General features: G+C 45.9%; 12 protein-coding genes. 9 read left to right on the top strand and 3 right to left on the bottom strand.

The annotated features are described in order from the left end of the window. Window positions 1-29 precede the first annotated feature (29 nt). The 5 genes from oppB to R7Q41_RS17720 all read left to right on the top strand — a co-directional run bounded on the left by oppB (window position 30) and on the right by R7Q41_RS17720 (window position 4,974). The gene (gene oppB, locus R7Q41_RS17740; protein ID WP_005380786.1) at window positions 30-950 is read left to right on the top strand and encodes an oligopeptide ABC transporter permease OppB; all 921 of its coding nucleotides are present in this window, start codon (window positions 30-32) and stop codon (window positions 948-950) included. A gap of 15 nt (window positions 951-965) precedes the next feature. Then, window positions 966-1,868 (top strand): oligopeptide ABC transporter permease OppC, encoded by a 903-nt coding sequence (gene oppC / locus R7Q41_RS17735; protein WP_318144613.1) that lies wholly within the window; start codon window positions 966-968, stop codon window positions 1,866-1,868. A 27-nt stretch (window positions 1,869-1,895) separates the two neighbouring features. Next, entirely contained in the window at window positions 1,896-2,867 is a 972-nt protein-coding gene (locus R7Q41_RS17730) for an ABC transporter ATP-binding protein (RefSeq protein ID WP_005380792.1), read from the top strand. After that, entirely contained in the window at window positions 2,846-3,859 is a 1,014-nt protein-coding gene (oppF, locus tag R7Q41_RS17725; RefSeq protein ID WP_318144612.1) for a murein tripeptide/oligopeptide ABC transporter ATP binding protein OppF, read from the top strand. The genes R7Q41_RS17730 and oppF overlap by 22 nt, the downstream gene beginning before the upstream one ends. A gap of 167 nt (window positions 3,860-4,026) precedes the next feature. Further along, entirely contained in the window at window positions 4,027-4,974 is a 948-nt protein-coding gene (locus R7Q41_RS17720; protein ID WP_213899697.1) for a glutathione S-transferase family protein, read from the top strand. 114 nt (window positions 4,975-5,088) lie between these two features. On the opposite strand, the gene R7Q41_RS17715 is transcribed toward R7Q41_RS17720, so the two are convergent. From R7Q41_RS17715 to R7Q41_RS17705, 3 genes are all read right to left on the bottom strand, one after another. Then, the gene (locus R7Q41_RS17715) at window positions 5,089-5,511 is read right to left on the bottom strand and encodes a hypothetical protein (protein WP_005380804.1); all 423 of its coding nucleotides are present in this window, start codon (window positions 5,509-5,511) and stop codon (window positions 5,089-5,091) included. A gap of 342 nt (window positions 5,512-5,853) precedes the next feature. Beyond that, complete coding sequence (gene pta, locus R7Q41_RS17710) at window positions 5,854-7,998, bottom strand: phosphate acetyltransferase (protein WP_005380805.1); 2,145 nt, start codon at window positions 7,996-7,998, stop codon at window positions 5,854-5,856. 135 nt (window positions 7,999-8,133) lie between these two features. After that, complete coding sequence (locus R7Q41_RS17705; protein ID WP_005380807.1) at window positions 8,134-9,330, bottom strand: acetate kinase; 1,197 nt, start codon at window positions 9,328-9,330, stop codon at window positions 8,134-8,136. 346 nt (window positions 9,331-9,676) lie between these two features. On the opposite strand from R7Q41_RS17705, the gene yfbV reads away from it, so the two are divergent. The 4 genes from yfbV to R7Q41_RS17685 all read left to right on the top strand — a co-directional run bounded on the left by yfbV (window position 9,677) and on the right by R7Q41_RS17685 (window position 13,326). Then, the gene (yfbV, locus tag R7Q41_RS17700; protein ID WP_005380809.1) at window positions 9,677-10,129 is read left to right on the top strand and encodes a terminus macrodomain insulation protein YfbV; all 453 of its coding nucleotides are present in this window, start codon (window positions 9,677-9,679) and stop codon (window positions 10,127-10,129) included. Window positions 10,130-10,459: 330 nt separating this feature from the next. Continuing rightward, the gene (locus tag R7Q41_RS17695; protein ID WP_005380811.1) at window positions 10,460-11,425 is read left to right on the top strand and encodes an ABC transporter substrate-binding protein; all 966 of its coding nucleotides are present in this window, start codon (window positions 10,460-10,462) and stop codon (window positions 11,423-11,425) included. A 174-nt stretch (window positions 11,426-11,599) separates the two neighbouring features. Further along, complete coding sequence (locus R7Q41_RS17690) at window positions 11,600-12,535, top strand: ABC transporter permease (RefSeq protein ID WP_005380812.1); 936 nt, start codon at window positions 11,600-11,602, stop codon at window positions 12,533-12,535. Then, the gene (locus R7Q41_RS17685) at window positions 12,532-13,326 is read left to right on the top strand and encodes an ABC transporter ATP-binding protein (RefSeq protein ID WP_005387275.1); all 795 of its coding nucleotides are present in this window, start codon (window positions 12,532-12,534) and stop codon (window positions 13,324-13,326) included. The genes R7Q41_RS17690 and R7Q41_RS17685 overlap by 4 nt, the downstream gene beginning before the upstream one ends. Window positions 13,327-13,389: the final 63 nt, after the last annotated feature.

The following is a 13,389-nucleotide window of genomic DNA, read 5'->3' as shown; positions in this document are numbered from 1 at the left end:
TAACTGTCACAGACTGAAAGAGTGAGTTTATGCTTAAATTCATCGCAAAAAGGATATTTGAGGCGATCCCAACAATGTTGGTTTTGATCACCGTATCTTTCTTTCTTATGCGCTTTGCACCGGGAAACCCTTTCTCGACAGAGCGTCCATTGCCACCCGAAGTAATGGCAAACATCGAAGCTAAATATGGCTTGGATAAACCTGTATTTGAACAATACACCACGTATTTGACCAATGTTATCCAAGGTGATTTCGGACCGTCATTTAAATACCTTGATTACTCAGTAAACGAGCTGATCGCGGTTGCCTTACCTGTTTCGGCTAAAGTGGGCTTCATCGCCTTTATCTTTACTTTGATAATGGGGGTTACCGTCGGTACCATTGCTGCGCTCAAGCAAAATACTTGGATTGATTACACCATTATGTCGACTGCGATGCTTGGTGTCGTAATGCCATCCTTTGTATTAGCGCCTGCGCTTATCTACATATTCTCGCTTCATTGGAATATCTTCCCTGCGGGCGGTTGGCAAGATGGTAGCTGGCAGTATTTAGTGCTTCCTGTTATTGGTATGTCGCTACTGTATGTTGCTACCTTTGCTCGTATCACGCGTGGTTCGATGATCGAAACCCTAAACAGTAACTTTATTCGTACGGCACGTGCTAAAGGTCTAAGTTACCGTTATATCATTATCAAACACGCTCTTAAGCCGGCACTTCTCCCTGTTGTTTCTTACATGGGTCCAGCTTTCGTAGGTATCATCACCGGTTCCGTTGTTATCGAAACCATTTTTGGTCTGCCTGGTATTGGTAAACTATTCGTTAACGCTGCGTTTAACCGTGACTACTCGCTAGTAATGGGGGTAACCATTCTGATTGGTTTCCTATTCATTCTATTCAACGCGATTGTAGATATTTTACTTGCAATGATTGACCCGAAAATTCGCTACTAACAGGGACGTTTGGTTATGTTAACGAAAAAAGAAAACCTAGAAGCGATTGAGAAATTCTCCGAAAACTTGGAGATTGAAGGTCGCAGTCTTTGGCAAGATGCTCGTATCCGTTTCATGCGCAACAAAGCGGCGATGGTGAGCTTATTCCTTCTTGTTCTAATGACCTTGGCGGTTATTATCCTGCCAATGATCGCACCGTACACATTTGATGATACTGACTGGTACGCGATGCACGTTGCACCGAATGCTGACCATTGGTTTGGTACTGACAGCTTAGGCCGTGATTTATACGTGCGTACGCTAATTGGAGGTCGTATTTCGTTGATGGTAGGTGTTATGGGTGCATTTGTAGCGGTACTGATTGGTACGCTCTACGGCGCAGCATCTGGTTTCATCGGCGGTAAAGTTGACCGCGTAATGATGCGTATTCTAGAAATTTTATACGCGGTACCGTTTATGTTCCTGGTGATTGTACTGGTAACATTCTTAGGTCGTAACATCATGCTGATCTTCGTTGCGATTGGTGCTATCGCATGGCTAGATATGGCGCGTATCGTACGTGGTCAGACTCTTAGTCTACGTAGCAAGGAGTTTATCGAAGCGGCACATGTGTGTGGTGTAAGCAACTGGAAAATCATTACTCGTCATATCGTACCGAACGTACTGGGTATTGTAGCGGTATACTCTACGCTGCTTATCCCAAGTATGATTCTAACGGAATCATTCCTATCATTCCTTGGTCTTGGTGTTCAGGAACCAATGACAAGTTGGGGCGCTCTTCTACAAGAAGGTGCACAGACAATGGAAGTAGCAATCTGGCAGCTGGCATTCCCAGCAGTGTTCATGGTTGTGACGCTATTCTGCTTCAACTACGTTGGTGACGGCCTGCGCGATGCGCTGGATCCAAAAGACAGATAATTAAAAGATAAGATTAAGGAAGCAATGATGAGCTTATTAGATGTCAAAGATCTGCGCGTCGAATTCACCACGCAAGATGGTATCGTAACCGCAGTAAACGATTTGAACTTCTCTCTCAACCAAGGCGAAACCTTAGGTATCGTTGGAGAGTCGGGATCAGGTAAATCTCAAACCGTATTCGCAATCATGGGCCTTTTGGCTAAGAACGGTATTATTTCTGGTAGCGCAAAGTTTGAAGGCAAAGAAATCCTAAACTTACCAGAAAAAGAACTGAACAAAGTGCGTGCGGAACAGATCGCAATGATCTTCCAAGACCCAATGACATCACTGAACCCTTACATGAAAGTGAGTGATCAGTTGATGGAAGTGCTTATGCTGCACAAAGGCATGGGCAAAGCGGAAGCATTTGAAGAATCAGTACGCATGCTGGAAGCGGTAAAAATCCCTGAAGCGCGTAAGCGTATCACGATGTACCCGCATGAGTTTTCAGGCGGTATGCGTCAGCGTGTAATGATCGCGATGGCGTTGTTATGTCGTCCTAAACTGCTTATTGCCGATGAGCCAACAACAGCACTTGATGTGACGGTACAAGCACAGATCATGGACTTGTTGAATGAGCTGAAATCTGAGTTCAACACAGCGATCATCATGATCACGCACGACCTTGGTGTGGTTGCAGGTTCGTGTGACAAGGTGCTGGTGATGTATGCAGGCCGTACTATGGAGTACGGTAACGTAAACGAAATTTTCTACAATCCAAGCCATCCTTATGCGGAGGGGCTGCTGAAGGCGATTCCTCGCCTCGATACTGAGGGTGAAATTCTGCCGACCATTCCTGGTAATCCACCAAACTTGCTTCGTCTACCGCCGGGCTGCCCTTATCAAGAGCGCTGTCACCGTGTGATGGATCGTTGTAAGCGCGAGGCGCCAATTCTGACACCATTTGGTGATGGTCGTCAGCGTGCATGTTTTTCTGAATGGGAGGCTTGGAACAAATGAACGCAGTAGACAAAAAACTAATTCTGGACATTTCTGAGCTGAAAGTTCACTTCAGCATTGCCTCAAAGTCGGCATGGCCGTGGTCAAAGCCTTCGAGCCTGAAAGCGATAGATGGCGTGAACGTTCGACTATACGAAGGGGAAACGCTTGGTGTAGTAGGTGAATCAGGTTGTGGTAAATCGACGTTTGCTCGTGCCATCATTGGTCTGGTTGAAGCTACTGACGGCCAAGTAGTTTGGTTGGGTCAAGACCTTACTAAAATGAAAAGCGTTCAGCGCCGTGAGACGCGTAAAGAAATTCAGATGATTTTCCAAGACCCATTGGCATCGCTGAATCCGCGTATGACTGTTGGTGATATCATTGCTGAACCTCTTGAGACATTCTATCCAGAACTGTCTAAGCAGGAAGTGAAAGATCGCGTTAAAGAGATGATGGCGAAAGTTGGCCTATTACCTAACGTGATTAACCGTTACCCACACGAGTTCTCGGGTGGTCAGTGTCAGCGTATCGGGATAGCGCGTGCGCTTATCCTTAAGCCTAAGATGATCATTTGTGACGAGCCAGTATCGGCGCTTGATGTATCTATTCAAGCTCAGGTTGTTAACCTGCTTAAAGAGATTCAAAAAGAGTTAGGGCTTTCTCTGGTATTCATTGCGCATGACTTGTCTGTCGTTAAACACATTTCAGATCGCGTTTTAGTTATGTATTTAGGTAATGCCGTGGAACTTGGCGAGGCCGAGGCTCTGTTTGCTGATCCTAAGCACCCATATACGCGTGCGCTGATGTCTGCGGTTCCGATCCCGGACCCGGATATTGAGCGCAATAAGAAAATCCAAATGCTAGAGGGTGATCTTCCTTCACCTATCAACCCACCGTCGGGTTGTGTATTCCGCACTCGTTGCCCACAAGCAACCGAAGAGTGTGCGAAGACGAAGCCAACCATTTTAGGTAATGACGTTCACGCGGTATCTTGTTTACACGTTAGTGTATAAATTCAGCCTGTGACGGGCTTAAGCGCGACACCTTCATCGGGTCGCGCTTTTTTTATGTGTCTGATTTATACATTCGAATTTCTTGAACATGATGTCCTAAGTTCGATGATTCTCTGTTTGATAGGAAACGCTAATATAGACACAAACAGAACGAGAGGAGAGCAATCATGGGTAAGTTGGTTGAAGGTGTTTGGCAAGATGTCTGGTATGACACAAAATCAAATGGTGGCAAATTTGTGCGCGAAGATGCCGGATTCCGTAACTGGGTTAAAAACGACCCTGATGCGGAGTTTACGCCAGAGCCCGGTCGATACCATTTGTATGTCTCTCTTGCTTGTCCTTGGGCACATCGAACCCTCATTTTCCGCAAGCTGAAAGGTTTAGAACCACATATTGATGTCACGGTCGTTTGCCCTGATATGCTCAGCCAAGGTTGGCAAATGGGGCTTCCTGAGCCATTGTTTGGTCACACGCGCATGTATCAAATTTACACGCAGGCCAAACCCGATTACACGGGCCGCGTAACCGTGCCTGTACTTTGGGATAAAAAGACCAATACTATTGTGTCAAACGAGTCGTCAGAGATCATTCGCATGTTCAATTCGGAATTCAATGCGTTAACAGGGAATCACGACGACTACTATCCAGATCATCTAAAACACGTTATTGATGAGTGGAACGATTTTGTTTATCCGAATGTCAACAACGGAGTGTATCGTTGTGGCTTCGCGACTACACAAGAGGCGTATGAAGAAGCGTTTGATTCTTTGTTTAATGCGTTAGATAAAATCGATGCTCACTTAGCGACGCATCGTTACTTAGCAGGGAACACAATTACTGAGGCTGATTGGCGTTTGTTTACGACTCTTATTCGTTTTGATGCGGTGTATGTGGGGCATTTCAAGTGTAACAAGCAGCGCATCGCAGACTACGAAAATATACAAGGCTACTTAAAAGAGTTATATCAAGTCGAAGGCGTCGAAGAAACGACGGATTTCTATCACATTAAACGCCACTACTACTTCAGCCACACTGGGATTAATCCGACGCAAGTTGTACCCAAAGGGCCTGATTTAGACCTAAATACTCCTCATGGAAGAGAAAGGATTGGCTAGTTTGCTGCTTCCATCGCAAATGAAAAAGTACTTAACGGTTAGCAATGCCGTTAAGTACTTTTGTGTCATCTAAATACCGGGAGTAGGAAGTTTACTTTTTCATTCATCGCCACCTTACTTAGCGCGTACGATGTCCATCACTAGCTTTCCGTCCACTTTTACAGGACCGTCCTCTTTAGCGCCGAGCGTATACTCAAACACACCAGTCTTCATGCCACCTTTCTCTCCGTGGACCATTAACATCAGCATATCGCCTGATTCTACTGGTTCCATCAAAATTGCATTTACGTTTTCATTCTTTCCCATTTTTAACGGAGCGTAGCCGATAACAGGACCAGGCTTCATTGATTCGTCTGTTCGGTGGACAACCATCCACCCATTGTCATCAGCATGAGCCATTTCAGCGGTCACCGTTCCTCCGGACATATCTTGATCGACGCCTTTAATACTCGGGGCGGAAAAGCTGAATGAAGAAAAACTAATCAGAAACGCAGCTAAACCAAACTTTATCAGTGATGTATTGATGAAATCCTTCATATATATTCCTTAGCAGTCAATGAGTTTGTGCATTGCAGTAGCTTTTACGTATTTCCTAGCAAAAAAGTTTAGCTAAAACGTAAATAATGTCGATAAATTGAACAGGGACCGTGCTGCTTTGGAGCCAATGCATTTTGGGGAGTGGGTCAATCGGTGTAAGAACAAGCACGAGCAATGTCGATTAGGTATGGAGGGCGATAGGGAGAAAAGCTTTGTGCACCAGTAATTATAGGTTGTGCAGTAATTGGTATAAAAAACAAATAAGTGTTCTGGCCAGCAATAGAAAAAGCCCTCGACGAATCGAGGGCTTTGTATCTATATCCAACTAGATGTCAGAAGCGATTATTTAGCTTCTTGGTCTGCTTGGATAGCTGTTAGAGCGATGGTGTACACGATGTCGTCTACTAGCGCGCCACGAGACAAGTCGTTTACAGGCTTACGCATACCTTGCAGCATTGGACCGATAGATACTAGGTCAGCTGAACGTTGTACCGCTTTGTAAGTTGTGTTACCCGTGTTTAGGTCTGGGAATACAAATACTGTCGCTTTACCTGCAACTGGAGAGTTTGGTGCTTTAGAAGCAGCAACGTTTTCCATAATAGCAGCGTCGTACTGTAGAGGACCGTCAATGATAAGATCAGGACGTTTCTCTTGAGCCAGTTTTGTTGCTTCACGTACTTTATCAACGTCTGCACCCTTACCAGATTCACCTGTAGAGTAAGAGATCATTGCAACGCGTGGTTCGATACCGAATGCTGCTGCAGAGTCAGCAGATTGGATAGCGATTTCAGCAAGCTGTTCAGCAGTTGGATCTGGGTTGATTGCACAGTCACCGTAAACCAGTACTTGATCAGGCAGAAGCATGAAGAATACTGAAGATACGATAGACGCATTTGGTGCCGTCTTGATGATTTGGAACGGAGGAACGATAGTGTTCGCCGTAGTGTGAACAGCACCAGAAACTAGGCCGTCAACTTCGTCGTTCTCAAGCATCATTGTGCCTAGGAATACTGAATCTTGTAGCTTCTCACGAGCCACAACTTCAGTCATGCCTTTCGCACCGCGCAACTCAACTAGGCGAGCAACGTAGTTTTCACGAACAGCATCTGCATCAATGATGGTTACACCAGTACCTAGCTCAACGCCTTGTTGAGCCGCTACGCGACGGATTTCATCTGGGTTACCTAGAAGTACACAGTCTGCAATGCCGCGTTCAGCACAGATTGCTGCTGCTTTAACTGTGCGTGGTTCGTCACCTTCTGGAAGAACGATACGCTTACCTGCTTTACGAGCAAGTTCGGTTAGCTGGTAACGGAACGCTGGTGGGCTTAGACGACGAGACTTCTGAGTGCCTTCAGTCATAGACTCGATCCAGTTACCGTCGATGTGGCCAGCAACGTGTTCGTTGATGAACTCGATACGCTCTTTATCGTCTGCAGGCACTTCGATGCTGAAGCTCTGTAGGTTTAGAGACGTTTGCCAAGTGTTACCTTGTGCTTTGAAGATAGGTAGACCAGTGTCGAATGCTGGTTTACATAGGCCTTCGATTTCGCTAGGGATATCGTAACCGCCAGTTAGCAGTACTGCACCAATATCCACACCGTTCATTGCAGCAAGAGAAGCAGCAACGATAACATCAGGACGGTCTGCAGAAGTAACAAGTAGAGAGCCCGGTTTGAAGTGCTCAATCATGTTTGGCAGAGAACGTGCACAGAAAGTGATGCTCTTGATGCGACGAGTGTTGATGTCACCTTCGTTGATGATATCTGCTTTCAGGTGTTTAGCCATGTCGATTGCACGAGTCGCAATCAGATCAATGCTCCATGGCACACAACCTAGAACACGAATTGGAGAAGTGTTGAAAATTTCCATCACTTTCAATTCGTTTTGTTTCGCGCTGTCTGCATCGTCAAAGATTTCAGATAGGTCAGGGCGAGTACGGCCAGCTTCGTCAACAGGAGCGTTTAGCTTGTTGATGATAACACCAGAGATGTTTTTGTTTTTAGTGCCGCCGAAGTTAGAACATGCTACTTCGATACGCTCTTTCAGTTGCGCAGGGTTATCAGTACCTGGAGTCGCAACTAGCACGATTTCTGCACCAAGTGTTGCCGCGATTTCCGCGTTTACTTGGTTTGCAAATGGGTGCTTACGAGTAGGTACAAGACCTTCGATTAGCGTAACGTCTGCGTCTTTGTTGATTTGGTTGTAACGTTCAACAACGGTTTCTAGCAGCTCGTCCATGTTGTCGTTACCGATTAGGCTTTCAGCAACAGACATCGCCATTGGTTCACCGATCTTCATATCGCTGTTACGACCAACGATAGTTGAAGTCAGATCTGGCTGATCACCACCTGAACGTGGCTGACAGATTGGCTTATAGAAAGAAACTTTAACGCCTTTACGCTCCATAGCGCGAAGAACACCCATGCTAACGCTTGTTAGGCCAACGCCTGCGCTAGTAGGGATAAGCATAATAGTACGAGACATTCGTAGAGTACCTTTAGCTATTTGGGGGATAAAAGCTCAACTCTTATTCCATGAAGCTCGAAGAATAGGAGTTGAGCCCCTAAGAAATTCGTTTGAATGAAAACTGGCTAGCCGAGTGGCTAGCCAGGAATTCAATTAAAGACCTGTCAGGCGAGCAGTGTCTTCAGCGATGACTAGCTCTTCGTTAGTAGAGATAACCATTGCAGGGATACGGCTGTTTTCAGTCGTGATAACGCCTTCGCCGCCGAAGCGAGCTTTAAGGTTAGCTTCGCTATCTACTTCGATACCGAAGATGCCAAGACGGTTTAGAACCATTTCACGGATAGGGCCAGAGTTCTCGCCGATACCGCCAGTGAAAGTGATTGCGTCTAGACGGCCTTCCATTGAAGCAGTGTAGCCAGCAACGTATTTAGCTAGACGGTGGCAGAACACGTCCATTGCGCGTGTTGCTTCTTCTTTTTGACCGTAGTTGTCTTCAACGAAACGACAGTCAGAAGTCACTTCAGTTAGACCTTGAAGACCAGATTCTTTAGTTAGCATCGTGTTGATTTGATCAACAGAGTAACCTAGAGCGTCGTGTAGGTGGAAGACGATAGCAGGGTCGATGTCGCCACAGCGAGTACCCATTACCAGACCTTCAAGTGGAGTAAGACCCATAGAAGTGTCTACAGATTGACCGTTCTTGATCGCACATACAGATGCGCCGTTACCTAGGTGACAGTTGATGATGTTTACTTCTTCAACTGGTTTGTTTAGTAGGCCTGCAACTTCACGAGTGATGAACAAGTGAGAAGTACCGTGCATGCCGTAACGACGGATACCGTGTTCTTTGTATAGGTTGTATGGAAGAGCGTATAGGTAAGACTCTTCAGGCATAGTTTGGTGGAACGCAGTGTCAAATACAGCAACGTTTTTCAGCTCTGGGAAGTTTTTCTTAGCCGCTTCGATACCGATGATGTGAGCAGGGTTATGAAGAGGTGCAAATGTTGCAGCGTCTTGAATACCTTTTAGAACTTCATCAGTAATTAGTGCAGATTGAGTGAACTGCTCGCCGCCGTGAACGATACGGTGACCGATTGCGCCTAGGTTAGCTTTAAGCTCTGGCTTAGAAGCAAGAATAGTTTCTACCATAAACGCTAGTGCTTCTTCGTGAGCTGCACCATTGCCTAGTTGAGCTTCGTGCTTGCCATCAAGTTTCCACTTGATGCGAGCTTCAGGAAGGTGAAGACACTCAGCAAGACCTGACAAGTGCTCGTCGCCGTTCTCGGCATCAACAACGGCAAATTTAAGAGAAGAACTACCGCAGTTTAAAACTAAAACTAGCTTAGACATGTATGACTACCTGTTATTCGTCTGATAAAAAATCAGTTAAAGAATGAAAAATTAATCACAAGAATAGCCGATACCCAGAAGGCTGCGTACTAATCCTGGTCAAAAATTGTTCTAATTCCATATAAAGAAATAGTGATGAACCCTTCCATCACTATGATGCGATCCGTGCAGATAGATATCTCGGAGTTGCTTAAATTGTAAATAACAGCAACAATGAGATTGAGGGTCTGCAAAGGATAGCGATAATAAGCAATGATAACAAAAAAAATTTGAAAGAATATTAACTTTCATCAATTTTTTGTACCTTCAGTTGAAATGTTCAACTATTTTTTAGTGAGAGAGCGGTATGAGTAATAAAGTCGGATTGATCCATAGCCTGAAAGATGGCCAGAATTACATGGAGATCTGGCCGGTTCGTAAAGAGCTAAGCGCCATATTTCCGGAACAGCGTATCATTAAGGCGACTCGCTTTGGCATTAAAGTCATGCCAGCTGTTGCTGCGATCAGCGTACTCACTCAAATGGCATTCAACAATTACCACGCGTTACCTCAATCCATTGTTGTCGCCTTGTTTGCGATTAGCTTGCCACTTCAAGGCATTTGGTGGCTTGGTGCTCGATCCAACACGAAATTGCCGCCTTCTTTGGCCTCTTGGTATCGGGAGTTGCATCAAAAAATTGTGGAAACAGGTTTTGCATTAGAGCCTGTCAAAGCTCGCCCTCGTTACAAAGAGCTTGCGATAATATTGAACCGAGCGTTTCGCCAGCTCGATAAATCGTCATTAGAGCGTTGGTTCTAATTTAAATTGTTTGAAATGGAGTGTGCACTGGCCGCTCCATTTTTGATCCTGCCTCTATTACCTACTTTGACGGTCGTTGATGAAGCGAGCGAAGCTTTGTTTACCAAAGATTCTTTCCGGATGAAGAAGTCCCCCCGATCACAAATGTTGCTTTAGTGTTAAATCTTTCTTTTCTTTACTAAGACTTAGTAGTAATAATAAAAACAAGATGCGCAAGAAGTACACAGTTATATGAACACAACAATACCGCCTTCAAACATTTGAATTCACGAGTCGATACACATATTGAAAGCTCGTGAAACAAGGACGAAGTCACATCAAGGAGTTATGATGAAAACGAAACGTTTATTAGCCACTGCCGTTCTATCAGCTACTGCTATTTTCTCTTCTACCAATGTACTGGCCGCCACTGCAACTGTCGCAGTTTCACAGATTGTCGAACACCCGGCGTTAGACGCGACGCGCCAAGGGTTACTTGATGGTTTGAAAGCGAAAGGCTACGAAGAAGGCAAAAATCTAGAATTTGATTATAAGACCGCACAGGGTAATCCAGCGATTGCGGTGCAAATTGCCCGTCAGTACGTCGGCGAAAATCCTGATGTGTTAGTTGGCATCGCGACACCTTCGGCACAAGCTTTGGTGTCGGCTACTCGCTCTATTCCTGTTGTCTTTACTGCGGTAACAGATCCGGTTGGTGCGAAATTGGTTAAGTCGATGGAACAACCAGGCAAAAACGTAACTGGCCTGTCTGATCTTTCACCCGTTGCTCAGCATGTCGATCTCATCCAAGAAATTCTTCCTCAGGTGAAAAGCATCGGGGTTGTATTTAATCCCGGTGAAGCTAATGCCGTGACTTTGGTTGAATTACTAAAAGAAAGCGCAAAAGCAAAAGGCATACAAGTGGTTGAAGCGACCGCACTAAAAAGTGCTGATGTTCAGTCTGCGACTCAAGCGATTGCAGCGAAATCAGACATTCTTTACGCCCCAACAGACAATACAGTTGCAAGTGCGATTGAAGGAATGATTGTGGCAGCGAATCAAGCGAAGAAACCTGTATTTGGTGGCGCGACGTCGTATGTCGAAAAAGGTGCAATTGCAGGCTTAGGTTTTGACTACTACCAGGTTGGTGTACAAACCGCGGATTACGTGGCGGCGATTCTTGATGGTCAAGAACCAGGCAAGCTGGATGTAAAAGTCGCGACGGGCTCTGACCTTGTAATTAATGAAAGCGCAGCATCTAAGCTCGGTATCAAGCTGCCAAGTTCTGTGATTGAACGTGCGACAAGCATGCAATAAGTAACGCTTTTTGGGGTTAAGCCTGTCACGTTGGTTGATAGAGGCTTGCCCCAAAACTGATACTCTCCAGATTTCTCGTGTAAAGCATTCTGCTAGAGAAGAAGGGGAGTATACGTTAGAAGTCTTAAGTTCAGGTTGGTATTAGCCAGCCTGAGCATGCAGAAAGGAGCAGTTATGTCTGCATTTGCTTTTTTTGGTGCACTCGAAATTGGCTTGATTTATGGCCTAGTCGCTCTGGGTGTGTATCTTACGTTCCGTGTTCTCGATTTCCCCGATTTGAGTGTGGATGGCAGCTTTCCAATGGGAGCGGCGGTGGCTGCAACGGCGATTGTCGCAGGTATTAATCCTTGGCTTGCGACAATAATGGCGATGATAGCTGGTAGTATGACGGGGTGGGTAACCGCTTTTCTGGCTGTTCGGTGTGGTATTTTACACCTGTTAGCTTCCATTCTTACCATGATCGCTGCATTTTCAATTAATATTCGTATTATGGGCAAACCTAATATGGCGTTGCTTGGAGAGGATACGATTCTCACTCCGTTTGAAGCATTGGGCGATGCGATGTTTATTCGCCCTCTGGTTGTTGGGGCCTTAGTTCTTCTGTCCGCTTTCTTTGTCATTCGCCTGCTGAACAGCGACTTTGGTCTTGGTTTACGAGCCACGGGTGTGAATGCGCGTATGGTTTCTGCGCAAGGGGCGAGCACTGGTTTTTATACCTACTTTGGTTTGGCTTTATCTAACGGTTTTGTCGGATTCGCAGGCGCGTTGTTTGCACAAACGAACAGCTTTGCAGATGTGACCTCTGGCGTGGGCACCATTGTGGTTGGTTTGGCAGCTGTGATTTTGGGGCAGACCCTTATTCCCGGGCGCAAGATTTGGGTTGCGGTATTTGCGGTCATCATCGGTTCGGTACTTTATCGCCTTGCAGTGGCTTTCGCTTTGAGCTCTGGCATGTTTGGTTTACAAGCTTCAGACCTCAACCTTGTTACCGCAGTATTGGTGGCTGTGGCGCTTATTGCTCCAAAGCTAAAACAGAGCATGAGAGCGAAACAACGCGTTACTGATGCTAAACAAGCGGCATCAAAAAATGGTTCTGGGGAGGCATTATGATCGAACTAAATAATATTCAGGTCACGTTCAACCCTGGGACGATTTTGGAAAATCGTGCATTGAAAGGCGTCTCTTTAGAGGTTCCAGAGCATCAATTTCTTACCGTGATTGGTTCTAATGGCGCAGGAAAATCGACGTTGCTTGGTGCGGTGACAGGTGAGACGCCGATGATAGGTGGTCAGGTGATCATTGATGGCAAAGACGTCACCAAGCAGACGGTTGCCCAACGTGCGACGCAATGCGCCCGAGTGTTTCAAGATCCATTGGCCGGGACTTGTGGTGAACTGACGATAGAAGAGAACATGGCTCTAGCGCACATGCGTGGTAAAAAACGCAGCTGGGGGTTGGCGCTCTCTACCAAACGTCGCAAGCTGTTCCAAGAGCGAATTAGCATCCTCGGTCTTGGTTTAGAAGACCGCTTGGGCGATAGCATTGGGTTGCTGTCTGGTGGACAACGACAAGCCGTTAGCCTTGTGATGGCGACGTTATCGGAGAGTAAGTTGTTGTTGCTTGATGAACACACGGCTGCGCTTGATCCTCGTATGGCGGCGTTTGTTATCGACTTAACTAAACGTATTGTCGATGAGTTCGATTTAACCGTGATGATGGTGACGCATTCGATGAAAGACGCATTAGCATGTGGCGATAGGACCGTAATGCTTCACCAAGGTGAAATTGTGCTTGATGTGGCTGGAGAGCAGCGCGCTAACATGCAAGTACCAGACTTGTTGGATATGTTCTCCAAAGTGCGTGGTGAAGAGCTGGCAGATGACAGTCTTTTGTTGAACTAAGCGGTATCCGACAAGTCACTACGCCTACTAAGTGTGATCCTCCTTGGGAAAATTGGCTGATAT

It is taken from the genome of Vibrio sp. 2096, assembly GCF_033339595.1.
In the GTDB taxonomy this organism is placed as follows: Bacteria; Pseudomonadota; Gammaproteobacteria; order Enterobacterales; family Vibrionaceae; genus Vibrio; species Vibrio alginolyticus.
Note: the sequence above shows the minus strand (reverse complement) of the source record. Positions and strands in the feature narration are given on the sequence as shown.